Consider the following 25,360-nt stretch of genomic DNA (forward strand, 5'->3'; position numbering starts at 1 on the left):
CGACAAGGTGGCGAACGCGGCGGCGTGGTTGAGCTTGTCGTGATGAGACGTAAAGGCCAATCCGAGGGCGTGCAGTAAGTGGTCTGGCAATAGCGCGAGCAGCAGGACGACTGCCAACGTGGAGAGAAAGGCAGCCCTTGCCATGCTCTGATAGAAGCTCGACTGCGGCAATCTATTCGTAGCACTCCCGGTTCCTAGTTCTCGCTTCCGATACTGGTGCACTAGGCAGAGCTCCAACCTGCATCTGAGCTACGAGCGCGAACAACTGGCATGCTTAACAGGCCTCCTGATGTCATCAGCAAGTTCCATGAAACAGCCTATGTCACTCTGGATGGTTCCATAGGGCGCTGCGAATGTCGCCCTCCATTGTGATGAGGCCGAGGGTTTCCTGCCGAAGAGGCGCGGCGGAATAGGCGAGCCATTGGTACCGCTTGCGCGCAGGTGCGATGCGTATCATGCCGGGCACGGCTGGGCGGGAGCGGAACCTCTTTCCAGCCTTGGCCCGGCTGTCTGTGCACCCTGATATTGGGCAGCCGGGCCGACGCCCTTCTGAATTCAATTATCGCCCGCGTCGCGGCTAACAGACGAAACCGTTATTTAGTCTGGTCATCCCTGCCTCGGTGATCTCGCCTTTACAGATTTCAATCCTGGACGCTAAGCCAGCAGCGGCCACTCGCTGCTGTCCAATCAACAAGCCTCAAACATCAGGTCGCGGTTATATGCAAAAAAGCCGGCCACCTTTCAGCAGCCGGCCAGTGCAAACAAGGAAGGGAACGTTGCACTGATTGGGCAGTGCACCGTCCGAAGCGTTTCCAAGCGACAATGTTCCACCGACGAGAGAACAAAGAAGGCTTCACCGCCAGCGCACATTCCCCTTAGCCGCGCTGTGTTGCCGTCGGCTAGACTAGTGTCTAAAGGCCTTTAACCAGCCACGGATCGGTGTCGTATCCGAGGCGCGGCTTTTCCGGCGTTCCACCGGCCGGCAATTTGGCGGTTCCGGTCGGCCTNCAGTCCAGCTCGAGCACCTGCTTCTTGGCCGAGTGCTTCGTAGAGCAAAGGTCCGTGGCGTCACTCACCACCACCTTCTTCTCCTTGGAAACAGCGACACCAGTCCCAGCGATCACGATCGCCGCGCAAAACACAGCTACTCTCATCATACTCCCCACCGTTGCTCCTCCCCAAAAAGGCTGAGCATGACGTTACGGCACATTTAAATTAGCGCAAGCGAATATTAGCTGCCTAGTCCCCTTCACATCGGCTCTGGTCGCCTCCCCCTTGCTGCTGCGCCTTGCGATACCGGCAGCGCGATATGGTAGGATGGGCGCATGCCTGCTCATGATCGGAGGGCCGATGTTCATGACTTGAGCTCGACATGGCAGAGGGCTGCAACCGTCAAGTTTCCCAGNCAGTCCAGCTCGAGCACCTGCTTCTTGGCCGAGTGCTTCGTAGAGCAAAGGTCCGTGGCGTCACTCACCACCACCTTCTTCTCCTTGGCAACAGCGACACCAGTCACAGCGATCACGATCGCCGCGCAAAACACAGCTACTCTCATCATACTCCCCACGTTGTGCCTCCCCAAAAAGGCTGAGCCTGACGTTACGGCACATTTAAATTAGCGCAAGCGAATATTAGCTGCCTAGTCCCTTCACATCGGCTCTGGTCGCCTCCCCCTTGCTGCCGGCGCCTTGCGATACCGGCAGCGCGATATGGTAGGATGGGCGCATGCCTGCTCATGATCGGAGGGCCGATGTTCATGACTTGAGCTCGACATGGCAGAGGGCTGCAACCGTCAAGTTTCCCAAGTCGTCGTGGCGATGAACGATCGCGTCGAGGATCGCTTACTAAGCGGCGTTTACTAGGTTCCGCTGGTCCTACGTGATCACACCACAACCACGTGATGACAAATCAGCCATGTGTGTGGCGCGGCGGGCCTGTTCCGCTTGTGGCCGGCGCCTACCCACCCGGGTTCCCCAACCATGGCGTCGGCCATTTTCGTTCTCTCAGCNGCTCATGATCGGAGGGCCGATGTTCATGACTTGAGCTCGACATGGCAGAGGGCTGCAACCGTCAAGTTTCCCAGGTCGTCGTGGCGATGAACGATCGCGTCGAGGATCGCTTAATAAGCGGCGTTTACTAGGTTCCGCTGGTCTAGCCCTACGCGATCACACCATAACCACGTGATGACAAATCAGCCATGTGTGTGGCGCGGCGGGCCTGTTCCGCTTGTGGCCGGCGCCTACCCACCCGGGTTCCCCAACCATGGCGTCGGCCATTTTCGTTCTCTCAGCGANTGTTCCGCTTGTGGCCGGCGCCTACCCACCCGGGTTCCCCAACCATGGCGTCGGCCATTTTCGTTCTCTCAGCGATTATAAGCCTTTGCTGTAGGCCTATGTGTTGGCTGGACGGTGAGATCGCTGTTAGATCGCCTCGTTCGTTTGGATGTTTCGCTGGCGTTGGGAGGAGGCGCATATGTTCGCCAGCCGGCGGATACCACACCGCCCCACCGGTCAGGCCCAGCGCGCCCGCTGCAAAGTCCCGCAGACGGCTGCTGGGCCGCTGGCGGGCAGCGGCTACTTGCTGACGATCCAATCCACCAAGCCAGTTTCGATNCCCGCAGACGGCTGCTGGGCCGCTGGCGGGCAGCGGCTACTTGCTGACGATCCAATCCACCAAGCCAGTTTCGATCAGCTCGAACCAATCGTGCACCAGGGCCTTGGCTAAATCGCGCCATTGACACTCAGGCGTACGGGAGACGGCAACAGTAGAAGGGTCGGCATCTTCCCAGCCTCGCGCCACGTCATCGCGATGACGTTGACGAAGGCGCATCAGCAAGGTGGCCGTAGTGGCCGCTTGAGCGATATCTATGGGCGTTGCAACCATCGCAGCCTCCCTCAAAGCGATGGCAAACCCCTCACTAGTAAGCCCGCTCAGACTCTCTCTGCAATCAAAAAAAGAGTTGTCCTCGCTCCCTGTTCTGTCATCGCAATGAAGGACGACATCTTCGAGCACCCGCAGCACACCTGTCGCATGGAAAAAGCTGTAGGCGTTTATAGGTGCTTGGGGAATCCGCCGTTTGTTTGCGTTGTGGAGCGGGACAAAGCAAGTTACTCACTCAGGCTGGCTACCGTGAAGCGGGGCACCAGCCCGACTTCCACGCGTTGCCGTGGGAAGCTGAACACAGGGCCGTCAAAGAAAGGCAAGGTGGACGCGACGGCGCTCGCTGAACGCATTCGGGCGCCGGCTGCGTTCGCGTTCACACCCGGCGCTATGTCGCTTCTAGGCCCGCTCTGTCGCTACTTTGTGCGCAGCATATTGTGGGAACTCTGCCTCGCCCACGCACTCAGTGGCTGACCAGAACGAGCGCATCATCGGCCTAACCGTTTAGGCTGTAGAATTTGTGTGTGCGCTCGTATCGAGATGCGGGTGATGTCGCAGCCGAAACGCGCTGCTTCCTTCTCGATCCGCCCCATCAGTTTGGCGCCGATACCAGCACTGCGCATCTCGGCGTCGACAACCACATGGTCGGCCTACGCCCACTTTCCGCCCATACCCGGTTTGCTGATAGAGCGGGTAGATAGCCGCGATCTCGTCGAGCTCCATGGCTGAGTGTCGATGCCTATGTCGGCGAGGTGATGAGTGCGGCCTTGCCGCCGAACACCAGCCCCAACTGGGCAGTCGCATCGCTCGACATTACGGGCGATGCAGCCACTGCGAAGGTCGAGGACGAATTTGGAACCACAAGGTTCACCGACTATCTTTCTCTGCTCAAGATCGCAGGAGAATTGAAGATCCTTAGCAAACTCTACCACCTTCACTAATACGACCGTCCAGATCAGAGGCCAAATACCGCAAAACTGACCAACCTGTCGTAGGTCTCCCAGCGCCTTTAGAGCTTGAGCTCAGTCCTTAGCGCGTCGATTCGCTTCGAGGCCTCGGCTTTGCTTAGATCTTCGGCGTAGCTTCTGTCGTCGCCCGCCTGCTCACATAATGTTTTCAAGTAGGAAGCTTGCGACGGAGTCATTGGCTCGTCTCCCGTCGTCCATTCGTCAGGATCCTTGCTGATAGCTTCGCCTTTGGCTCGGGGTGTAGTTTGCATGACGCTCTCCATGTTGGGAACGGCACAACGTATTTGATCTGCTTTTGTTCCACATGCCTGAAGTGTCTGAGATTGCGATGGCAGGGGTGTTCACGAACGCAAGTTTACCCGTGCTGGAAGAATCCGACGAGATTGCTTAGCTTCCGCTCGCGGTCGCCAACGATGAACTCAACGCCAACTCTGCGCGAGACATCGAAGACCCTCCGCGCCCGCAATTTACCCCAACGGTGAGGAGACGCCCCATGAAAGCAATCGTAGCGACGGACCTGACTGCAGGAACGGCCGGGATGAAGTTGGTGGAGTTGCCCGAGCCTCGGGCGGCAATTAACGACGTGGTCGTACAGGTTCATGCGGCAGCATTCGTCAACACCGAACTGGAGTGGCCCTCGACGTGGGCCGACCGAGCCTTCCGTGACCGGACCTCTTCGATCCTCGGCCACGAACTGGCTGGTGTGGTCACTGCGCTCGGCTACGGCACTACGGGGCTTTCTATAGGTCAGCGGGTGTTCGGCCTCGCGGACTGGCATCGCGACGGCACCCTCGCCGAGTATGTTGCCATGGAGGCCCGTAACCTCGCGCCGCTGCCCGGCGATGTCGACTTTACGGTGGGCGCTAGCCTGCCGATCTCCGGCCTAACCGCATGGCAGGGGCTGTTCCAGCATGGCCGCATCAAGGCCGGGCAGAGCGTTCTCGCCCATGGCGCTGCCGGTGCCGTCGGTTCGATGGTGGCGCAGCTTGCCAGGGAGGCCGGAGCCTATGTGATCGGCACCGGGCGGGCCGCCGACCGCCAGAAAGCGCTCGACTTCGGTGCAAATGAATTCCTCGACCTCGCAAAAGACACCCTTGAAGATGTCGGCGGCGTCAATCTGGTGTTCGATGTCATCGGCGGCGATGTCCAGAAGCGATCCGCAACGCTCGTCCGGGCCGGAGGTATCCTTGTCACAGTCGTCGGACCAACGGATATTCGACCTGCAGACGGCTTGGCGGTTGACTTCGTCGTCGAGGCTGATCGAGCCCAGCTTTCTGAGATAGTGCAGCGGATCCGCGATGGACGACTGCGGACGAACATCGGCAAGGTTTCGAGCTTGGATGATGCCATCGGCACCTTCAACTCAACGGACCGACGCGCGGGCAAGACCGTTGTCCGCGTTCGTCCGTGAGAACTTGGGAGAGAGGCGGGCCCTCGCTCCTTATGGTCGCGTCGGCAGCTGACACGGTGAGGTGCAAATCAGCGCCTGTCGCGGGATTTAGCCATCGTAGGGCGGTGTTTGCGGGAACCTACTTTGTACGTTTCCGACTCTTGCCTTTTTCGGAAAGTGACCCACAGAATAGCTGATTGAGGTTCTATCTCTCTGGGAGGATGGGATGGACATTCAAGCACCTGTTCGGCCTACGCAGCAAACGGCCAAGGAGCTGGTCCGCGAGGTCCTGTTGGGCTCTCAACCCGGCGACATTATTTCCGTCAAAGCGACCATTGTAGCGGTCCGTGAGCGCGGCGGCGATCTTCTCGAAACTGACTGCCAGTTAGTCGAAATGATCGTCAAATCAGCCTCCGTTTGGGGACTGTTCATCGCCTTTGACGTTCGAGAGGCGTGATGCCCCACCGTTGGTTCAACCCTCCGGTTTATGTGAAGACTGAGCGCCCGGGGCTTCGCCTTGGTGTCAACCGGGTTGATGCCGCCGCCGAGGAGCTCCTAAAGTGGTCCAATCGTGGCCCCAAGTGGCGGCTGGCGGCCGAGGCTTGCCTATCTGCGATGGATNCTCCTAAAGTGGTCCAATCGTGGCCCCAAGTGGCGGCTGGCGGCCGAGGCTTGCCTATCTGCGATGGATGGCAAAATGCCGGGTAATGACTTCCGGCTGCTGTTCGAAGCCGCGGCCGATGGAGAGGAGATGCTGCTGCCGGATTAACAACGCTATACGACGAGCCCATTCGGGTCTGTTCGCGTTGCGAATTCACCGGCGCAACGGGCATTTATGCTGTCCGTCTCCGTCGTCAAACTTTAAAGTGAGACACTAACGAGCGACGACCTAGATGGACAGTTATTCGCCGGTGCGCGTACCATATAGGGCCGGGGGTGACCGATGGAGGTCACATGGTTGATGAAGAGCATAGCCGCGAACGGAGGCAGCGGGTGCTGAAAGGCGCCTCAATCATCAGCGGAATCACAAACTCCGAGATCAGTTGCACCATTCGGAACCAAAACAGTGGCAGAGCTGAGCTCAAAGTCCCGGTGGAATCGCGTGTCCCTGAGCGGTTCGTGGTTTACGTGCCGACCGACGGCGTTGCCTACCAGGCAGTCCTGCGGTGGCGCAGGAACGACCGAATTGGGGTTCAATTTATAGGAACGTTGCCAAAGCCGCGTCTCCACTATGGCTGAGCTTGTGCCCGGGATGCACAGACCGGGGAATTGGACACTCTCCGGCGCTCGGCACGTGTTCCATGGCAGTCGCACTTTAGAGATTACCCCCCGGCGAAACTTCGCTTGAGGTCGACACGGTCAGAAGGCTTACAAAATCGCGGGAATATTCCCCGTCCAGATATTTAGCCGGAGCGCCCCACGCCTCGGCTGGTTGGCCAGTGAACGCGTCAAACACCGCTCAGGTTTCGTCGAGTCCCTCCTGAGGTCGTATCTTTGAGAAGCCATGCCGTCGCTAGGTAAGTCTGCGGTCCAGTTCTCAAGCGGTGATCGACATTCCTATTGGAGTGCGGGTTCTACAGAGGAGATTCGGTTTTGAGGATCGCGAGGGCTCAACGGATCATGAGCGACCCAGCAGGATCAGAAACCGGCACCCGTCTGCGCAGCCCTTTGATGAAGATAGGTAGAGTCAAAATCTGCGGCGCGAACGAGCCCTGCCCAGTCGGTCGCATGAAAACGCGAGCCAACGGTGGATATCAGACCGTCGCGTCTAAGGTCCTGAAGCACTCGGTTCACGTGCACGGTAGAGAGGCCAAGTGCGTCGCCAAGTGCAGCCTGCGTTATGGGGAGATAGGCCACATGATCTTCAATGCGGCCTACCGAGCGAAGGCGAACAATGAGTTCGCAAAGAATGTGAGCCATACGCGAGTAGGCGTCGCGCCTACCGACGTTGGTGACCCACTCTCGATAGATCGCCGCATCGATCACCGTCGAGCGCCAAAACACTCTCGTTATCGAAGAGTGCTGGTCGCAAACGGCGCGAAGTTCGTCGTGCCGCATGAAGCCCACCCTAGCGGGCATGAGAGGGGTGAAAGTGCAATCCATGACCGACAAATGCAAACCATGCAGGTCGGGAATGTCGCCCGGAACAAAAAAGGAGGAGATTTGACGCTTCCCCTCCCCGGTTAGTTTGATCGACCCTATTAAGCCTTCAAGAACGACGAACGAAAGGCTCGGCTTATCGCCCTCGCGCAGAATGTCTTCGTTGGCCTGATATCTCTTCTCCTGAATCGAGATGTTCCCCAAGGTCGCAATGTCTGATTCTGCGAGTTCCGAGATGGCTTGGAGCTTGCGGATCAACATTTTGAAAGAATGATCATGTGCCATCAAGAACCTGTTCGTGTTTGCTCCCAACTTTTAGTTGGCGCTAATGTTCCCGCTGCCTAGAGGAGACGAAGGCCAATGGTCAGTGCGTCGATGATGCGCGCAAAGTTCAGCTGTCCTCAATCCTTTTCGCCTGCCGCAACCTGTTCGAAACGGCTGGATCACAACCTGCTTTCCACCGGATTAACGAGTGCTATAGCGCGCCTGGAACCTTAAGAGTTCGCAGCCGTTCAACTGTTGGGGCGCACGAAGCAGGCTTTCAATGTCATCGGGTTCCGTGCTGATCGTGGAGACGTCGAGAACTCTCTCCGGGAGGCCGGGTTCGAGGTGGTCGCCGGCTTAAAAGGGCCTTCAAGCGATTGCGACTTTCGATCGTGAGCCGGAGCGAGTTGTGGCTCTCCTGACAGATATCAGACTTGGGGACGGCCCAAGCGGGTGGGATGTGGCCCGGCACCTCCGAGACGCCGATCCTACTATGCCAGTTATATGACAGCGTTGGTCGATGCCATGGCCTGCTACGCAATTGACCGACATCAAATCGACATCCTGTCTCTCGGCTGCGTTGAATTGGAGTTCGCCTTCACCAAGGACCAAATCGCCAAGGGCGGTATCAGGCACTGGCGCGAGATCATTTCTGCCGCCATGCGCCTGCAAAGCCAGAATGCACTGGGCCAAGCTGGGCTGCTGGTAGGACGAGACCGTCTACTACGCGTCGACGGAGCACTTATGAAGTCTAATCCGATCGACCTCGACGACTACACCGGTCCGCCGCAGAGTTACCTGTTATTGCTGCCTCACTGGTCAGCAACATGAGGAACGGCTGGCCGCGCTTTTCGTTGCGCCGCGTCCACCCTACAAAGCGGTGTATGGGCCAAGGTCTCAGGACCCGTAAATAGCCACCTGTTCTTCGCACGATGTCGGCTTTCAGAAACCGCCTAAAGCGATCCCGATATTGAGCGCAATGGCCATCCGTTCTGATTAAGTCGTCTTGGCCAGCCGTGGTCTTCACTCGACCCCGCATGATGAGGTATGACCAAGAAGGATGTAGACTAAACCGGAAGAGACAAGGTGCAGGTGCAAGGCATTGAGAGAAATAGCAGGAACCGAACCAATCCACAGGAATATTTTGTTGGTATTTATGTTGGTAGCAGATGCGGCTAACATTCCCCTAAGTATCTGAAACCAAAACGGGATTTTCTTCACTTGAATTCCGCCTCTGGGCACCAGTTTTCTCTGAAGACATCAAATGCTTGATCTCGGCCCGCCGACTGCGCCGGCAAGCCTGCGCAGCTGAATTATGAACTTTCGGGGCGCACGGTCTCCACGCGCAGCGAGCCGGCTGGAAGCGGCTGCAGCAGTTTGGCTTCCGGCTTCGTCAGACTGAGCCAGGCTGCCCAATCGCCGGGCCGAAGCACCACGACCTGCCGATTGTGATATGGCGCAATATCCGGTCCAGGCTCGGTTGTCAGCATGGTGAAGGTTGGCGGCTTGTTGCCGGCAGCTTCACGCCAAAGCCCCGCGATGGCCATGAACGGCGAGCCGTTGAGCGTGAAGCGATGCTTGGCCTTCGGATACTTCGTACCCGTGAACTCGAAGAAGGCGGATGCCGGCACGAGGCAGCGTTTGCTGCCGGCGAATTGCCGGCCTTCGGAGCGGAAGTTGAACACTGGTCCGCCTTTCGGTCCGGCCGGCGGAAATCCGAACGTCATCGACGTCAGTTCAACGCCGGTGTCGCTGGTGGCGCGCATGATCGGGGCTGGATCGTTGATGTGGATGTTATCAACCCGCGGCAGGTCAAGCTCGGTCTGATGGGTCGGGATCTCGAGTGCCAGCGACTCCAGCATCCGGCAATATTCAGCCCAGAGAATATGCTGCTCATAATCGTTGCACATGGGAGGCTCCCGACCGGCTGCCAGTCTACGTCAAGGCAAGCAAAATGGCGATGGAAAGCGGTGGCCGCTCAACCCTGTCGGTCGAGTTCAACCAGAATACAGCCTCGATCGCCGCATTGACGAAGGCGGCGCGGGCATAGCGCGCCTCTTGAAGGCCTTCCAGAACGCCAAGGCAGGCTTTGCGGGCGGCGACGTGGTAGCCGCCTGTCTTCACGGGCCATCGGTTCATCAGGATATCGGCGGCCTGCGCGACACGCTCCACCTTGTAGATCTTGTTTCTGGACCTGCCGAGCGCCACGCGAACCGGCTCATCGAAATGCTGATCTTGCATGCTTCCCCTCCCGAACGCGATCGCGAGTCAATTCGGGGGAGGCAAGTTCGGTTCCACGGGAGCGATTTGCCAACGCAATAAACCCGCCTTCTGAAATCACTTTGCGCGCATAGGCCAAATGGCGGATTTGATTTGCTTGGTGATCCCCTCTCCTTGGGGCAAACTACCTGCCGGGGCTGCAGGAGGAGAAATGCGAGCACGCGCAGCTACGATCGGCGATCTCGAAAGTGTCTTCCGTGATCTGTCCACGCGGATGTCGGACGAGTATGTGGCCGCCGGCAAGGACAGCAAGGTCGCCTACGACAATCTGATGATGAATTTGAAGGAAGGCCGGGCGCACGCGCTGGTCGACGGCGACAAGACGGTGGCGATCGTCGCCTGGCACGAAAACAGCGACGCCGCCGACACGCTGTTTGCCGCGCAGGAGGGTTTCTTCAGCGCCGCGACGGTCCGCATCTGCAGGCGCCACATCCGCCACATTCAGGCGCTGGCCGGCAACCTGCCCATCCACTCGCGCAGCTGGCTGCAGCGGGCCGACGTCGGCAAATGGTTCCGCGTCATCGGTTATGTCGAACGCGGCCGAGAGAACGGCGCCACTGTGTTCGAATTGCCGCCGGCACGGGGAGCGTCAGCTGCGCGGGCTGCCTAGGGCTGCGCACCCACGGATGCCATCACGGAAAAGCCCCCGCCAGGATGGCGATGGGCCGATATCGCCTGCAATGGGTTCATATATCGGGCTGATCGAGCGCCTCGAAAATCACCCGTTCCAACGAATCGAACTCCTCTTCGATCTCGCTGACCTCAAGGCCTAAATGCCGAGCATCCAGGGCAGCTCGCGTGGTCAGGGTTCGAGCCGTTGCCTTGTCGGCAGGCAGTTCGCCCGGCAGGTGCTCGTGGATCCAGCCCTGCAGGAAATCAACGCCGCGCTCGCTCATCGATTTATCCCTTCCCTTATCTGGGGATTATTCACCCAGAATGACCCCAGAAGCGACGATCTGAGCCGTCAGGCTGGTGAGCCTGCCTCGCTTCACGAGCGTCGGCTTTTGGTAGATTTTCTTCATGGCGGTGCCTTTCGCGACAAATCGCTCGTCGGCAACAACGTCCGTCGCGGGGCAGCGTTCCATGGCGGGCTGTTGAGCCCGCCCCCCTGACACATCGTATTTGAGAACAGCCCCGCTCCCGCTAACCCGTGATGTTGATGCCGCGGCAGGTTGCGAAGCCAATGCGGGGCGTGGCATTTGTCGATGCTGATCATTGGGATGACAAGCAGGACATGGCAAGGCCGCCAGACATCGTCCGACAACAGGCCGCGAGCGCAGGCGTCAGCCTGAACCGGGCGCTTTCCAAACTCGGCCTGTGTTCGCGCAAGCAGGCCGAGCTGCTGATCGCCGAAGGACGCGTGCGGGTTGGCGGCAACGTGGTGCGCGATCCGTCGCTGCGTGTCGATCTCTGCCGCGACCGCATCGCTGTCGACGGCGAGCAGATCGTCGGCGAGGCAAAAGTCTACCTGATGATCAATAAGCCGCGCGGACAGGTCACCACGCGCGATGACCCGCAGGATCGTGGCACCGTCTATGACTGCCTGGTGGAACTGGAGTTGCCTTTCGTGTCGCCGGTCGGCCGCCTCGACAAGGCCAGCGAAGGCCTGTTGCTGATGACCAACGACACGCGCTGGGCCAACGGCCTGCTCGATCCGGCCTCGCATGTCGCCAAGACCTATCATGTGCAGATCGGTACCGCGCCCGACGAAGCGATGCTGGCGCGCTTTCGCGACGGAGCGATCGTCGACGGCGAACTGCTGACCGCAAGTTCGATCGAACTGCTGCGCAGCGGCGGCCGCACTGCCTGGCTGGAAATCGTGCTCGACGAGGGCCGCAACCGCCAGATCCGCCGCCTGCTCGGCGCCTTCGATGTCGAGGTGCTGAGGCTCGTCAGGGTGGCGATCGGCGGTTTGCAGCTCGGCGAGCTCGCCAAGGGCAAGGCGCGGCATCTGACGGCAGAGGAATTGGCGGTACTCGCGGGTTAAGGGCAGCTTGCCGCGAAACCCTACTTCTGGTTCCACCTGCGTATCACCGGCTCGCTCAGATCGTGCTCATAGCCGAGGATGCTGAGGCTCGCGGTATCAAGCACGAAGTGCGCACCGCCTTCGGGTGGCAGACCGAGCCAGCGCGCGGCCAGCACGCGCAGGAAATGCGAGCTTGAAAACACCAGCACATTGCCCTCGATTGCCCGCAGCCCGGCGATGATCCTGTCGGCCCTGGCGCCAACATCCGCTACCGACTCGCCGTCGGGACAGCCGTCACGGAACAATTGCCAGCCGGGGCGCTGCACAAGAATCTCCTTGGTCTTAACGCCCTCATAGGCGCCATAGTCCCATTCCTGCAGGTCGTCCTTCTTGACGGCAGCAGCGCCGAAGCCGGCAAGCGTGCAGGTGCTGAAGGCTCGCTGCGACGGGCTCGACCACACCGCCTGGAAGGACAGATCCTTGAGCCGGTCCGCCACGCCGCGAGCTGCCGCCTCGCCCTTTGCCGTCAACGGTATGTCGGTGCGGCCGGTGTGTTTTCCCGAAGCGCTCCACTCCGTCTCGCCGTGACGGACGAGGTAGATTTCGGGGTACGGATTGCTCATGCGCCGGCCTTTCGGTTTTACGTCCGCACCCTACCCGGGAGGGCCCGGCCAGCGCCAGCCACGTGCAGGCGGAAAAGGAAAGGCCGCAACCGAATCGGCTGCGGCCTTGTGCTCAAACGTCAGTGCCCGGAGCGGTCAGGCGGGCTGCAGATCGCCCGACAGCGCCAGGTCGGCTTCCTCGGACAATGTGCCGGCCATGGCGGCGGCGAACTTGGTCTGGTCGAGTTCGCCTTCCCAGCGCGCCACAACGATCGTCGCCACTGCATTGCCGACGAAATTGGTCAGCGCTCGGCATTCCGACATGAAGCGGTCGACGCCGAGGATCAGTGCCATGCCGGCGACCGGCACAGTAGGCACCACCGAGAGCGTGGCGGCCAGCGTGATAAAGCCGGCGCCGGTGATGCCGGCGGCACCCTTGGAGCTCAGCATGGCAACCAGCAGCAGCAGGATCTGGTCGCCATAGGTGAGCGGCGTGTCGGTCGCCTGGGCGATGAACAGCGCCGCCAGCGTCATGTAGATGTTGGTGCCGTCGAGGTTGAAGGAATAGCCGGTCGGGATGACCAGGCCGACCACCGAGCGGTTGCAGCCGGCGCGCTCCATCTTGGCCATCAGGCCGGGAAGAGCGGCTTCCGAGGACGAGGTGCCGAGCACCAGCAGCAGCTCTTCCTTGATGTAGCGGATCAAGGCGAGGATCGAGAAGCCGTTGTACCAAGCGACAGCGCCGAGCACGACCAGCACGAAGAGCAGCGACGTCAGGTAGAAGGTGCCGATCAGAAAGGCGAGGTTGGCAATCGCGCCGATGCCGTATTTGCCGACGGTGAAGGCCATGGCGCCGAAGGCGCCGATGGGGGCGGCCTTCATCAGGATGGCGACCAGGCGGAAGATAGGCGAGGTCAGCGCCTGCAGGAAATCGACGACCGGGCGGCCGCGCTCGCCGACCAGAGCGAGAGAGATGCCGAACAGTACCGAGAAGAACAGCACTTGCAGAATGTCGCCTTGCGCGAAGGCGCCGGTGATGGTGTCGGGGATGATGTTGAGCAGGAAGCCGACGATGGTCGTGTCATGCGCCTTCTCGGTGAAGGTGGCGACCTTCGAGGGATCGAGCGTCGCCGCATTGATGTGCATGCCGGCGCCCGGTTGGACGACGTTGGAGACGACCAGACCGACGACCAGCGCCAGCGTCGAAAAGACCAGGAAGTAGATCATCGCCTTGCCGGCGACGCGGCCGACTTTTTTCAGGTCGGAAACGCCGGCAATGCCGGTCGTCACCGTCAGGAAGATGACCGGCGCGATCACCATCTTGACCAGCTTGATGAAGGCATCGCCGAGCGGCTTCAGCGAAGCACCGAGTTCGGGATAGAAATGACCGAGCAGCACGCCGGCGGCGATCGCCGTCAGGACCTGCACGTAGAGATGACGGTAAAAGGGTAGCTTGCCGCGCGGTTCGGCGGCAGCGAATGCTGGCTGCATGACGTCCTCCATGGCGCCCCGATCGAAAGCTCGACCTCCCGGGGCAGTTGTTTTCCGCAGCCTTGCGACTGCTGTATTGGTCATTGCAACTGCCGTGCCAGACTGTGCGGCATACCGCAGCCATTGATTTTGTTGGGTATTCGTCCGATCGAGGCTGCTGCCGCTCAACGCAAGTGCGGACATCCGCATGACTGAATTGTGCTTTGTGCGGAATCATGCACAAATAGGGAATGCTGCAACGCCCTGCCGCGGTCCTGTCGCCGACGCCCGAGCAACTCGGCAAACGCGCGCGTCGCGCCTGGCTGCTGTTTGCGGCGATCGCGCTGGTGATCGTTGCCACGGCGCTCACCGGCGCCGGCCTCTACGCGCGCCGCGCTGAGGTCGCGGCACTGGCGGCGCAAGGCCGCACCGATGCCAATCTGAAGGTTGCGTTGCTGCGCGCCGTGCTGGAAAGCCCGCGGGCGCTGCCGCTGCTCTTGTCCGAGGACCAGCAGGTGCATGACGCCCTGCAGAACAAGGGCGCTGTCACGATCGACGTGCTCAACCGCAAGCTCGAAGGGCTGGTCTCCGGCACCAAGGCTTCGGTGCTTTACGTCACCGGCGTCGACGGGTTTGCGATCGCCTCCAGCAACTGGCGCGAAACAACCAGCTTCGTCGGCAACGACTATGGTTTCCGCGCCTATTTCTCCGGCGCCATGCAATCGGGAACGGCCGAATATTTTGCGCTGGGCAACATCAGCAAGCGCCCGGGCCTCTATATTTCGCGTCGCGTCGGCAATGCGGCGGCACCGCTCGGCGTCGTCGTCGTCAAGATGGAATTCGACCAGCTTGAAGCCGACTGGCATGAGGCCAACCGGCCGGCCTATGTCAGCGACGACCACGGCGTCGTGCTGATCACCAGCGTGCCGTCCTGGCGCTTCATGACCACCGCGCCGCTGACCGGCCCGGTGGCTGCCGCCATCCGGAGCAGCCAGCAATTCGGCAACGCGCCGCTGATCCCCTTGCCGATCACACGCCCCGAGGCATTGAGCCCTGACGTGTCGATGGTGCATGCGATAACACCGGGCGGCAGCGATGCCGAATATCTCAGGCTTTCGACACTGGTCCAATCGACGCCATGGCGGCTCGATTATCTCGTGCCGGTCGAAGCGCCGATCGCGGCTGCGGTGCGTGAGATGCGGCTGCTGGCGCTGGGCGTCGTGGTGCCGTTGCTGGCGCTGGCCGGCTACCTCCTGTGGCGCCGTCAGTCGGCGCAGATGCGCATCGCCGCCGAACAGGCAGCGCGCATCGAGCTCGAGCGCCGCGTCGTCGAGCGTACGCATGACCTCAGCCTGGCTCGCGACCGGCTGCAGGCCGAGATCACCGATCACCGCAGCACCGAAGCCAAGCTGCAGGTCATGCAGCAGGAATTGGTGCAGGCCAACCGTCTTGCTACCCTCGGCCAGGTTGCCGCCGGCGTCGCGCATGAGATCAACCAGCCGGTGGCGACCATCCGCGCCTATGCCGACAATGCGCGTGTGTTCCTGGAGCGCAAGCAGACCGCCTCGGCCGAGGAGAACCTTGGAGCGATTGCCGCGCTGACCGAGCGCATCGGCGGCATCACCGAAGAGTTGAAGGTCTTTGCCCGCAAGGGGCGCACGGCAGCCGAACCGGTCGAACTGCGCGGCGTCATCGAGGGCGCCGTGGTGCTGCTCAGAAGCCGCTTTGCCGGCCGGCTGGACGCGCTCGATATCACGCTGCCGCCGGTAACGCTCAAGGTGATGGGCAACCGGCTGCGGCTCGAACAGGTGCTGATCAACCTGTTCCAGAATGCGCTGGAAGCGCTGGACGGGCGCGACGGCGCCAGGGTGCAGGTGTCGGCCCAGGAGACGGCCGACGGCGTGGCGCTTGCCGTCGCCGACAATGGGCCGGGCATTTCGCCTGCCATCCTCAAGTCATTGTTCACGCCGTTCAACACCTCGAAGGAAAAAGGCCTCGGGCTCGGCCTCGTCATCTCGCAGGACATCGTCGCCGACTATGGCGGACGCATCGAGGTGGCGAGCGGCCAGGCCGGTACGCGCTTTACCATTCACCTCGCCAGGGCAGCATGATGGACACCGCACCGGTCGTATTGATCGACGACGACAGCGAATTGCTGAGGGCCACGCGGCAGACGCTGGAACTCGCTGGTTTTTCCGTCTCGGCCTTTGCGGTGGCGGCCGAGGCGCTGGCCGGGCTCGACGCCAATTTTCCCGGCGTGGTGGTGTCCGACATCCGCATGCCCGGCATTGACGGCCTGCAGCTCTTCGACCGCGTCTTGCAGCTTGATGCCGACATTCCGGTAATCCTGGTCACCGGACATGGCGACATCGCGGTTGCGGTCAAGGCGATCAAGGACGGCGCCTACGACTTCATCACCAAGCCGTTCGCCGCCGACCGGCTGGCGCAAAGTGTGGCGCGGGCGGCGGAAAAACGCCGACTGGTGATGGAGAACCGCGCGCTGCGCGAAAGCGCCGAACAGGCGCAGGACGGCCTGCCGCTGATCGGCCAGACGCCGGCGATGGAGCGGCTGCGCCGCACGCTGCGGCAGATCGCCGACACCGATGTCGACGTGCTGGTGACTGGCGAGACCGGCTCCGGCAAGGAGGTGGTGGCGAGCCTGCTGCACCGCTGGAGCCGCCGCGCCAAGGGCAATTTCGTGGCGCTGAATTGCGGCACGCTGCCGGATACGGTGATCGAAAGCGAACTGTTCGGCCATGAGGCCGGCGCGTTCACCGGCGCACAGAAGAAGCGCATCGGCCGCATCGAGCATTCGAGCGGCGGCACGCTGTTTCTCGACGAGATCGAAAGCATGCCGGCCTCGACCCAGGTGCAGATGCTGCGGGTGCTGGAAATGCGCGAGGTGACGCCGCTCGGCACCAATGAAATCCGGCCGGTCGACCTGCGCGTCGTCGCCGCCGCCAAGGTCGATCTCGGCGATGCCAGCCGGCGCGGCGCCTTCCGCGAGGATCTCTACTACCGGCTCAATGTGGTGACGATCTCGATCCCGCCGCTGCGCGAACGCCGCGACGACGTCGCCCTGCTGTTCTTCTACTTCGCAGAGCGTGCAGCCGCCCGCTTCCGCCGGCAAATGCCAGCCGTGCCTGCCTCAGTGCACCGCCATCTGAGCCAGCACGACTGGCCGGGCAATGTGCGTGAACTCGCGCATTTCGCCGAGCGTTTCGTGCTGGGACTCGAGGAAGCGGCGCAAGCGCCACCTTCCGCCCCGGCGGAGCCGGATGACGCCAGCTCACTGCCGGAACGGCTGGAACGCTATGAAGCCAATGTCATCCGCGAGGCGCTTGGCCGCAATGACGGCGATGTCCGGCGCACGATCGAAGCGCTCGGCATTCCGCGCAAGACCTTCTACGACAAGCTGCAGCGGCACGGCATCGTGCGCAGCGATTTTTCCAGGTAATTCATTTTCCAGGCAATTCAGGCGTGTGGACCCGAAAGCAGGGTAGATTTTGTGAACCGGCGCAAAAAAACCGTGGCAAGTCGGCATCAGAAAGTGTTGAAGACCGCATCGGCGGCCTTCGGCACGGCGCGATCCGGTTGCGCTCGGCAGATGTTGATGATTTGTTGCCGGTCAGCGGAGAATGAATGATGCGAGAACCTGTCGGTCAAGATGAATATGGATCGACCAATCCGTTCGATCCGGACGATCTGACGAATTTGAACGCGATCGGCCCGGCCATGGGCGGCGGCAACGACTTCGAGAAATACGCCGTTGCCGTGATCATCGTCTTCGGCGCGCTGATCATTGGCGGGCTGATGGCCGCTTCCATGACCTTTGGTCACCGGAACGGCTTCCTGTTTGCGCTTGGCGGCGCAACCGCGGCCTGGATATCGGGCAATGCGCTGCTCCTCGACCGTCCCCGCATCTACGCGGCGTTCGTCGTGATCGCCGCGCTGATGCTCGTCGGGTCGACGCTTACGCTCGTCCTCTGATCAATCTCTTGTTTTGATCAGTAGCCAATCGCCTCGCCGGATGCGGCGCGGCTGTCGATGGCGCCGTTGTAGCGGGAGCCGCCGCCCTTCTCGATTTCCGCCAGGCTCTTGCCGCCGACAAGAATGCCGGCCGCCTGCCCCCAAGTAGAATCCGCGAGATCGAGGTGGTAGCCCATGCCGGCCAGCAGTTTTTCAGTGTCGGGCGACAGGCCGAAGGGTTCGACATAGATCGTGTCGGGCAGCCATTGATGGTGGATGCGCGATGCGTCGATCGCCTCCTGGATGTTCATGCCGTGGTCGATGACGTTGACGATGGCTTCCAGCGTGATGGTGATGATGCGCGAGCCGCCGGGGCTGCCGATAACCATGAACGGCTTGCCGTCCTTGGCGACGATAGTCGGGCTCATCGATGACAGCGGCGTCTTCTTCGGCTGGATAGCATTGGCCTCTCCCTGCACGAGACCGTAGAGGTTGGGCACGCCAGGCTTCTGGGTGAAATCATCCATCTCGTTGTTGAGCAGGATGCCGGTGCCGTCCGCGACCACGCCGGCGCCGAACGAGCCGTTCAGCGTATAAGTGACCGCGACCGCATTGCCGTCATCGTCGATGATCGAATAGTGCGTCGTTTCCTTCGACTCGCCGAAGCCCTTCGGCATCAAATCCTGCGAGACGCCGGCGCGGAACGGGTCGATCTTGTCGCGGATCTCCTTGGCGTAACCCTTGTCGAGCAGTTTCGAGACCGGATTGTCGACGAAATCTGGATCGCCGAGCGCCGAGTTGCGGTCCACATAGGCGTAACGCATCGCCTCGACCATGACATGCACCGTCTCGGCCGAGCCGGCGCCGAGATAGGACAGCGGGTAGCCCTCCAGCACGTTGAGGATTTCGCAGATGATAACGCCGCCGGAGCTTGGCGGCGGCGAGGACGTGATCTCATAGCCGCGATAGGTGCAGCTCACCGGTTGCAGCTCGCGTACCTTATATTGCTCGAAGTCTGCCTTGGCCAGAATGCCGCCCCTGGCGCCGCTCGCCTTGACGATGGCGCCGGCGATGGCGCCTTTGTAGAAGGCGTCGGCGCCTTTTTCGGAGATGGCGGCGAGCGAGGCTGCAAGATCGGGCTGGAGGAGACGCTCGCCGGCGCCATAGGGTTTGCCGTCCGGCTTCAGGAAGATGGCGGCGGCGGCAGGGTCCTTCGCCAGCCGTGCGGCATTGCTTGCGAATGAAGCAGCGTCGCCCTGGTCGAGGATGAAGCCATCCTTGGCATAGGCAATTGCCGGCGCCATCAAATCCTGGCGTGGCAGCGTGCCATATTTTTCACGAGCCATCTCGAACCCTGCCACGGAACCCGGTACGCCGACCGCAAGGTAGCCATCAAGGCTGGCGCCCTTCACCGGATTGCCGTCCTTGTCGAGATACATGATCTTGGTTGCCGCCAGCGGCGCGCGCTCGCGGAAATCGAGGAAGGTCGATTTGCCGTCCTTGAAGCGGATGGTCATGAACCCGCCACCGCCGATATTGCCGGCATTAGGGTAGACGACGGCGAGCGCATAGCCGACGGCGACCGCCGCATCGACGGCATTGCCGCCCTTCTTCAGCACCTCGACGCCGGCTTCCGACGCCAGATGCTGGGCAGTGACGACCATGCCGTGCTCGCCCTTCGCCGGTTGAGGCGAGGCGGCATGGAGCGCGCCGGATGGCGCGAGCGCAATTGCGAGCGAAAGGGTGACGCCAATCAGCGTCCGGCGGGTCAAGGGCATGGCGGTGCTCCAAGTGCGGTGTGCCTAGAAGAGCTACATGGAGCGGCCGAGTCCATCATCAATATGAGCGAACACATATTGGTGTTCGCCTGCCGGCAGAGGCAAGCTGATCTCCCCCCTGTGGTGGAGATTAGCCAATCTCAAACAATCCCGCCTGAACCGCCCACAACCGCCGGCCGTTCCGCCGCGACCTTCGCCCGGTAGCCCGCCGCGCGATATGCGGCGACTGGATCGATGGCGCCGCCTGTGTTCAGCCGCGCCATGGCAAGGATCGGCTCGACATCGGTGCGGTAGGCAGCTTTCAGAGTCTGCGTCGCCATCAGCGCATCATTGCCGTCTTGGAAACCCTCGAGCGCCTTGCGGTCGACCAGCAGCGCCTGCGCATAGGCGCGCTGCACCTCGACTGCCGACAGCATCAGGCTTTCGATCGGGTCGGTGACGTTGTGGCTCTGGTCGAGCATGTGGGCGGGATCGAAACCCTCGGCGCCGGACAGCTCGGCATCGACCAGTTCGTTGAAGACCAGGAACAGCCGGTAGGGATCGATCGAGCCGGCATCGAGGTCGTCGTCGCCATATTTGGAATCGTTGAAGTGGAAGCCGCCGAGTTTCTTGAACTGGATCAGCCGCGACACGATCATCTCGATGTTTACGTTGGGCGCATGGTGGCCGAGGTCGACCAGGCAGTAGGCCTTGTCGCCCAGCTCCTTGGATATGAGGTAGTTAGTGCCCCAGTCCTGCACGACCGTGGAGTAGAAAGCCGGCTCGTACATTTTGTGTTCGGTGAACAGTTTCCAGTCGGCGGGCAGTCCGGCATAGATCTCCTTCATGGCGTCGAGATAGCGCGCGAAGGCTTTGGCGAAATTGACCTGGCCGGGGAAATTCGAGCCGTCGCCGATCCACACTGTCAGCGCCCTGGACCCCAGCGTCTTGCCGATCTCGATGCATTCGAGATTATGCTCGACGGCCTGGCGGCGCGTGCCGGCATCGGCATGCGAAAGCGAGCCGAATTTGTAGGAGAGCGTCTGATCCCTGGCATCCGAAAAGGTGTTGGAGTTCATGGCGTCGAAGCCGAGGCCGAAGCGCGAGGCGGCCTGCTTCAGCCGGTTCGGATCGGCCTTGTCCCACGGGATGTGCAACGAGACGGTCGGTGTCGCCTGCGTCAGTTGGCTGATGACGGCGCAGTCCTCGATCTTGTCGAAAATGTCGCGCGGCTCGCCGGCGCCGGGAAAGCGGGCAAAGCGTGTGCCGCCGGTGCCGACGCCCCAGGACGGAATGGCGACGGCGAATTTCTCGACCTTGCCGCGGATGGCGTCGATGGCGATGCCGCGACGGTCGAGGCGTTCCCCGAGCGAGGCGTAGTCGCGTTCGAGGTCGGGTTTGCGCTGGGCGTTGTGGCTGGAGACGAGATCGGCGGCGATGATGGTTTCGGACAAGTGCTATTCCTCCCAATGCGTTCAGTCAGCGCTGCCCCTCATCCGGCCCTTCGGGCCACCTTCTCCCCGTATAGTGACGGGGAGAAGAGAAGCGCTCCGCCCTTAACTCAGCGCGTAAAGCTCTGCGCGTTGCCGGCGTCGACGTTGATGATGTTGCCGGTGGATTTGGCCGACATGTCGGACGCCAGGAAATAAATCGCTTCGGCAATGTCTTCCGGAAACACCGAGCGCTTCAGCATCGAGCGCGAGCGGTAGTGTTCTTCCAGATCGTCGGTCGACATCTTGTAGGCGGCGGCGCGCTGTTCCTTCCACTCGCCGGTCCAGATCTTCGAACCGCGCAGCACGGCGTCCGGATTCACGACATTGACCCGGATCTGGGCTTCCGCGCCTTCCAGCGCGAGGCAGCGGGCGAGATGGATTTCGGCGGCCTTGGCGGTGCAATAGGCGGCGGCGTTGGGTGACGCGGCAAGGCCGTTCTTGGAGGCGACGAAGACGACATTGCCGCCGATCTTCTGGGCGCGAAACAGCCGGAAGGCTTCGCGCGAGACCAGGAAATAGCCGGTCGACAATATGTCCATGTTCTTGTTCCACAGCGCCAGCGTTGTCTCCTCGATCGGCGCCGAGGAGGCGAGGCCTGCGTTGGAGACGAGAATATCAATGCCGCCGAACTCGACGGCTGTCTGGGCGAAGCCGGAAATCACCTGCTCCTCCGCGGTGACGTTGATCAGCACCGGCCGGACGAAGTCCTTGCCATAGGCTTTCGCCAGTTCGTCGTTGGCGCTGGCAAGTGCGGTCTCGTCGATATCGGCCAGCACGACGCAGGCGCCTTCGCGCAGCAGGCGATTGGCGGTGGCGCGGCCGATGCCGCCGGCGCCGCCGGTGACCAGCGCGATCTGGCCGGCGAGCGACTTCGGCTTCGGCATGCGCTGCAGCTTCAAATCCTCGAGCAGCCAGTATTCGATGTCGAAGGCCTCCTGCGCCGGCAGGCCGACATAGGACGAAACGGTCGAGGCCCCGCGCATGACATTGATGGCGTTGACGTAGAATTCGCCAGAGATGCGGGCGGTGGCCTTGTCGCCGGCGAAGGTGAACATGCCGACGCCGGGCATCAGGTAGACCACGGCATTGGGGTCGCGGATCGGGGGCGAGTCCGGATGCTTGCAGCTGTCGTAATAGGCCTGGTAGCCGACACGGTACTCAGCAATATCGTCGGCGAGGCGCGCAATCACGGCTTCGACGTCGGGCTTCGCTGGGTCGAACTCGATAACCAGCGGGCGGATTTTTGTGCGCAGGAAATGATCCGGGCATGAGGTACCGAGTGCCGCCAGCGGGCGCAAATCCCTGGAGTTGACGAATTCGAGCACAGCGGCGGAATCGTCGAAATGGCCGAGCTTGTGGCTCTTCTCCGAAATCAGGCCGCGGATCCTCGGCATCAGTCTCGCCGCGATGGCGCGGCGCTCAGCGGCGTCTAGCGATTTGACGACTTCGCCGCCGAAGATGGCGAGACCCTCGGAGCGGCGCTCGAACCATTCGATCGCCTGGTTGATGACCGAGATCGTCGTCTCATAGCACTCCTTGGGTGTGTCGCCCCAGGTGAACAAGCCGTGGCTTTCGAGGATGACGCCCTTGGCCTCGGGGTGTTCGACGCAGAATTTCTCCAGCCAGAGGCCAAGTTCGAAGCCCGGCCGCTTCCACGGCAGCCAGCCGATGGCGTCACCGAATATCTCCTTGGTCAACGCCTTGGAATCCTTGCCCGCGGCAATCGCGATAATGGCATCGGGATGCATGTGATCGACGAACGGCTTCGGCACATAGGCGTGCAGCGGCGTGTCGATCGAGGCCGCGCGCGGGTTGAGATTGAAGGTGCAGTGGGGAAGATAGCCCACCATGTCGTCCTCATGCGCGACGCCGCGATAAAGGCCTTTCAGCGCCTGCAGTTTGTCCATGTAAAGCGTGGCGAAACCGTCCAGCTTGATCGAGGCGCTGTCGCCGCCCGAGCCCTTGACCCATAGCACTTCGACTTCGGCGCCAGAGAGCGGGTCCTTCTGCCGGATCTTGGACGAGGTGTTGCCGCCGCCATAATTGGTGACACGCTTGTCGGAGCCGAGCGTGTTGGAGCGATAGACCAGAAGCTCAGGCTCGCTCAGCCCCTTGGCTTTAGCATCGTCCCAAAGGTTGGCAAGGCGCGAGCCGGAGCGCTTGTCGAGCATGATTATCCTCCCTGGGACGCAAAAGGCGCGGTCCATTTTGCCGGAAATGTCTACGCAAGCATCTCGGTTGTCAATCATAAACGATCAAGATCGATCATATTGCACTGCACAATGAAATTATATGAGCGGAAATGATTGACACTGGTGGTTTTCTAGTGCCTCATGACCATGCAGGGAGGAACCATGCACGAAAAAGAGCGCCACAGGATCATTCTGTCCGCCGTCCAGGAAAAGCCTGTGGTGACGGTGCAGGAGATGGTCGACCTGACGGACTCCTCCGAGGCGACGATCCGGCGCGATATCGCGGCTCTTCATGTGCAAAAGCGCCTGCGTCGCGTGCGTGGCGGCGCCGAGGCGATCTCGCCACCGCAGTTCATCGGCCTCGCCGGCCGGCCCTTTTCCGTCAACGAAACGCTTAACGCTTCGCAGAAGCGCGCGATTGCGCGCGAAGCGGTGGAGCTGTGCAAGGACGGCGAACCGATCATCATCAATGGCGGCACCACCACCTTCCAGATGGTGCATTTCCTGACCGGACGCCGCATGCCGATCTTCACCAATTCGTTCCCCATCGCCGAGCACCTGCTCAAGCATTCGAAGAACACCGTCATGCTGTCGGGCGGCACCATCTACCGCGAGCAGAACATCATCCTCTCGCCCTTCGACAATGACGTGACGCGTAATTTCTACGCGCGCCGCATGTTCATGGGCGCTCAAGGGCTCGGGCCGCTTGGCCTGATGGAAGGCGACCCGCTGCTGATCCAGGCGGAGCAGAAACTGATCGACCAGGCCGACGAACTGGTGGTGCTGGTCGACTCATCGAAATTCCGCCAGCGCTCGAGCCTGATCCTGTGCGGGCTCAAGCGCATCGCCACCGTCATCACCGATGACGGCATCGAGGATCGCGAAGCCAACATGCTGGAGGCCGCGGGTGTGACGCTGATCGTCGCCCGCAAGTCGGCAAAGGAAGAATCCTCGCTGCAGGCCTGAGGCCAACCGCAGCGACGATGGAATGCAACGCTCAAGGGAGGAAATACGATGAGCTTTCTGAAGAAATTGATGGTGACGGCCGCGTTCTCGGCCGCCATGTTCGTGAATGCCGCCTATGCCGAGAACGTCAAGATCGCGCTGGTGGTGAAGTCGCTCGGCAACGGCTTCTTCGACGCCGCCAACAAGGGCGCCGAAGAGGCGGCCAAGGAACTCGGCGATGTCGACATCATCTACACCGGCCCGACCAAGGCGACCGCCGAAGCGCAGATCGAAGTGGTCAATTCGCTGATCGCGCAGAAGGTCAACGCCATTGCGATTTCGGCCAATGACGCCGACGCGCTGGTGCCGGTGCTGAAGAAGGCCATGGAGCGCGGCATCACCGTCATCTCGTGGGATTCGGGCGTCGCCAAGGAAGGCCGCCAGCTGCATCTCAACCCGTCCGACACCGGCCTGATCGGCGAGACCATCATCAAGCTGGCGGCCGACTATCTGCCGGAAGGCGGCGAAGTCGCCATTCTGTCGGCTTCGTCGACCGCGACCAACCAGAACGCCTGGATCGACGCGGCCAAGAAGATCCTGCCGGAGAAATTCCCCAAGATCAAACTCGTCGCCACCGTCTACGGCGATGACGATTCGGCCAAGAGCACCGACGAAGCCAAGGGCCTGCTGAAATCCTATCCGAACCTCAAGGCGATCATCGCGCCGACCACCGTCGGCGTCGTTGCCGCTGCCCAGGTCGTCACCGACGCGAACCTGATCGGCAAGGTCAATGTCACGGGTCTGGCGCTGCCGTCGGAGTTCAAGAAGTTCATCGACAACGGTTCCAGCCAGGCGGTTGCCCTCTGGAATCCGATCGACCTCGGCTACTCCGCCGTCTACCTCGCTCATGATCTGGCGGTGAAGAAGGAAGAGGCAAAGCCGGGCGCAACGCTGTCGATCGGCCGCGTCGGCAAGGTCACGCTCGATGACAGCAACTCGGCTGCGATGGCTCCGCCCTTCCAGTTCGACAAGTCCAACATCGAAAAGTTCTCCAAGATCTATTGATCTCGGACGTCTCGGACCAAGC

Annotated in this window: 24 protein-coding genes; 12 read left to right on the forward strand and 12 right to left on the reverse strand. The window is 61.3% G+C overall.

The annotated features are described in order from the left end of the window. Nucleotides 1–2,646: 2,646 nt before the first annotated feature. A complete protein-coding gene (locus tag X733_RS1000000168055) occupies nt 2,647–2,880 on the reverse strand; it encodes a hypothetical protein (protein ID WP_050591009.1) in 234 nt (77 codons plus the stop codon). A 722-nt stretch (nt 2,881–3,602) separates the two neighbouring features. On the opposite strand from X733_RS1000000168055, the gene X733_RS151620 reads away from it, so the two are divergent. After that, nucleotides 3,603–3,818: a nuclear transport factor 2 family protein gene (locus tag X733_RS151620; RefSeq protein ID WP_280790541.1), complete on the forward strand. Its 216-nt coding sequence runs from the start codon at nt 3,603–3,605 to the stop codon at nt 3,816–3,818. 68 nt (nt 3,819–3,886) lie between these two features. Here X733_RS151620 and X733_RS151615 read toward each other — a convergent pair whose 3' ends face one another. After that, nucleotides 3,887–4,108 carry a DUF3072 domain-containing protein gene (locus X733_RS151615; protein ID WP_023695044.1) on the reverse strand — a complete coding sequence of 74 codons (222 nt, stop codon included), beginning with the start codon at nt 4,106–4,108 and terminating at the stop codon, nt 3,887–3,889. Between the two features lie 230 nt (nt 4,109–4,338). Between X733_RS151615 and X733_RS151610 the strand changes: the two genes are divergently transcribed. From X733_RS151610 to X733_RS1000000170795, 3 genes are all read left to right on the forward strand, one after another. Beyond that, complete coding sequence (locus tag X733_RS151610; protein WP_023818755.1) at nt 4,339–5,256, forward strand: NADP-dependent oxidoreductase; 918 nt, start codon at nt 4,339–4,341, stop codon at nt 5,254–5,256. Between the two features lie 205 nt (nt 5,257–5,461). After that, on the forward strand, nt 5,462–5,692 hold the full coding sequence (locus tag X733_RS151605; protein WP_023669678.1) for a hypothetical protein: 231 nt from the start codon (nt 5,462–5,464) through the stop codon (nt 5,690–5,692). Between the two features lie 497 nt (nt 5,693–6,189). After that, on the forward strand, nt 6,190–6,474 hold the full coding sequence (locus tag X733_RS1000000170795) for a PilZ domain-containing protein (protein WP_081740653.1): 285 nt from the start codon (nt 6,190–6,192) through the stop codon (nt 6,472–6,474). A gap of 399 nt (nt 6,475–6,873) precedes the next feature. On the opposite strand, the gene X733_RS151600 is transcribed toward X733_RS1000000170795, so the two are convergent. Beyond that, nucleotides 6,874–7,620 carry a Crp/Fnr family transcriptional regulator gene (locus X733_RS151600; RefSeq protein ID WP_023699539.1) on the reverse strand — a complete coding sequence of 249 codons (747 nt, stop codon included), beginning with the start codon at nt 7,618–7,620 and terminating at the stop codon, nt 6,874–6,876. Nucleotides 7,621–8,103: 483 nt separating this feature from the next. Between X733_RS151600 and X733_RS151595 the strand changes: the two genes are divergently transcribed. Continuing rightward, nucleotides 8,104–8,430, forward strand: coding sequence for a hypothetical protein (locus X733_RS151595; RefSeq protein WP_023818756.1), 327 nt, complete (start codon nt 8,104–8,106; stop codon nt 8,428–8,430). A 482-nt stretch (nt 8,431–8,912) separates the two neighbouring features. Here X733_RS151595 and X733_RS151590 read toward each other — a convergent pair whose 3' ends face one another. Further along, a complete protein-coding gene (locus tag X733_RS151590) occupies nt 8,913–9,509 on the reverse strand; it encodes an SOS response-associated peptidase (protein ID WP_023818757.1) in 597 nt (198 codons plus the stop codon). 25 nt (nt 9,510–9,534) lie between these two features. Continuing rightward, nucleotides 9,535–9,840 (reverse strand): DUF982 domain-containing protein, encoded by a 306-nt coding sequence (locus X733_RS0134785; protein WP_023818758.1) that lies wholly within the window; start codon nt 9,838–9,840, stop codon nt 9,535–9,537. A gap of 190 nt (nt 9,841–10,030) precedes the next feature. Here X733_RS0134785 and X733_RS151585 point away from each other — a divergent pair, with 190 nt between their 5' ends. Continuing rightward, nucleotides 10,031–10,489: a hypothetical protein gene (locus tag X733_RS151585; protein WP_023818759.1), complete on the forward strand. Its 459-nt coding sequence runs from the start codon at nt 10,031–10,033 to the stop codon at nt 10,487–10,489. Between the two features lie 76 nt (nt 10,490–10,565). Here the strand turns inward: X733_RS151585 and X733_RS151580 are convergent, their stop codons facing one another. Continuing rightward, nucleotides 10,566–10,775 (reverse strand): DUF768 domain-containing protein, encoded by a 210-nt coding sequence (locus tag X733_RS151580; protein WP_023818760.1) that lies wholly within the window; start codon nt 10,773–10,775, stop codon nt 10,566–10,568. Nucleotides 10,776–10,802: 27 nt separating this feature from the next. Next, nucleotides 10,803–10,964, reverse strand: a complete 162-nt coding sequence (locus X733_RS1000000170800; protein WP_023669672.1) for a hypothetical protein — start codon at nt 10,962–10,964, stop codon at nt 10,803–10,805. 149 nt (nt 10,965–11,113) lie between these two features. Between X733_RS1000000170800 and X733_RS151575 the strand changes: the two genes are divergently transcribed. Beyond that, entirely contained in the window at nt 11,114–11,866 is a 753-nt protein-coding gene (locus X733_RS151575; RefSeq protein WP_023818761.1) for a pseudouridine synthase, read from the forward strand. Between the two features lie 20 nt (nt 11,867–11,886). On the opposite strand, the gene X733_RS151570 is transcribed toward X733_RS151575, so the two are convergent. Both X733_RS151570 and X733_RS151565 read right to left on the reverse strand, forming a co-directional pair. Continuing rightward, entirely contained in the window at nt 11,887–12,468 is a 582-nt protein-coding gene (locus X733_RS151570) for a histidine phosphatase family protein (RefSeq protein WP_023711385.1), read from the reverse strand. Between the two features lie 135 nt (nt 12,469–12,603). Then, nucleotides 12,604–13,950, reverse strand: coding sequence for a dicarboxylate/amino acid:cation symporter (locus tag X733_RS151565; protein WP_155924202.1), 1,347 nt, complete (start codon nt 13,948–13,950; stop codon nt 12,604–12,606). A 218-nt stretch (nt 13,951–14,168) separates the two neighbouring features. Here X733_RS151565 and X733_RS151560 point away from each other — a divergent pair, with 218 nt between their 5' ends. The 3 genes from X733_RS151560 (at nt 14,169) to X733_RS15220 (ending at nt 17,907) form a co-directional block, all read left to right on the forward strand. Next, nucleotides 14,169–16,028: an ATP-binding protein gene (locus tag X733_RS151560; RefSeq protein WP_023818763.1), complete on the forward strand. Its 1,860-nt coding sequence runs from the start codon at nt 14,169–14,171 to the stop codon at nt 16,026–16,028. After that, nucleotides 16,025–17,374: a sigma-54 dependent transcriptional regulator gene (locus X733_RS151555; protein ID WP_023730992.1), complete on the forward strand. Its 1,350-nt coding sequence runs from the start codon at nt 16,025–16,027 to the stop codon at nt 17,372–17,374. Before X733_RS151560 ends, X733_RS151555 begins: the two co-directional genes overlap by 4 nt. 185 nt (nt 17,375–17,559) lie before the next feature. Then, nucleotides 17,560–17,907, forward strand: a complete 348-nt coding sequence (locus X733_RS15220) for a hypothetical protein (RefSeq protein WP_032885862.1) — start codon at nt 17,560–17,562, stop codon at nt 17,905–17,907. 17 nt (nt 17,908–17,924) lie between these two features. On the opposite strand, the gene ggt is transcribed toward X733_RS15220, so the two are convergent. The 3 genes from ggt to X733_RS151540 all read right to left on the reverse strand — a co-directional run bounded on the left by ggt (nt 17,925) and on the right by X733_RS151540 (nt 23,307). Beyond that, complete coding sequence (gene ggt, locus X733_RS151550) at nt 17,925–19,664, reverse strand: gamma-glutamyltransferase (protein WP_023818764.1); 1,740 nt, start codon at nt 19,662–19,664, stop codon at nt 17,925–17,927. A gap of 140 nt (nt 19,665–19,804) precedes the next feature. Next, nucleotides 19,805–21,097: an L-rhamnose catabolism isomerase gene (gene rhaI, locus X733_RS151545; RefSeq protein WP_023818765.1), complete on the reverse strand. Its 1,293-nt coding sequence runs from the start codon at nt 21,095–21,097 to the stop codon at nt 19,805–19,807. Nucleotides 21,098–21,204: 107 nt separating this feature from the next. Then, nucleotides 21,205–23,307, reverse strand: a complete 2,103-nt coding sequence (locus tag X733_RS151540) for a bifunctional rhamnulose-1-phosphate aldolase/short-chain dehydrogenase (protein WP_023818766.1) — start codon at nt 23,305–23,307, stop codon at nt 21,205–21,207. A 183-nt stretch (nt 23,308–23,490) separates the two neighbouring features. On the opposite strand from X733_RS151540, the gene X733_RS151535 reads away from it, so the two are divergent. Together X733_RS151535 and rhaS are read left to right on the forward strand one after the other, a co-directional pair. Beyond that, nucleotides 23,491–24,294, forward strand: a complete 804-nt coding sequence (locus X733_RS151535; protein ID WP_023669662.1) for a DeoR/GlpR family DNA-binding transcription regulator — start codon at nt 23,491–23,493, stop codon at nt 24,292–24,294. Nucleotides 24,295–24,342: 48 nt separating this feature from the next. Continuing rightward, a complete protein-coding gene (gene rhaS / locus X733_RS151530) occupies nt 24,343–25,338 on the forward strand; it encodes a rhamnose ABC transporter substrate-binding protein (protein WP_023669661.1) in 996 nt (331 codons plus the stop codon). The last annotated feature ends 22 nt before the right edge of the window (nt 25,339–25,360 follow it).

Origin of the sequence: Mesorhizobium sp. L2C066B000 (assembly GCF_000502335.1) — a bacterium.
Taxonomy (GTDB): Bacteria; Pseudomonadota; Alphaproteobacteria; order Rhizobiales; family Rhizobiaceae; genus Mesorhizobium.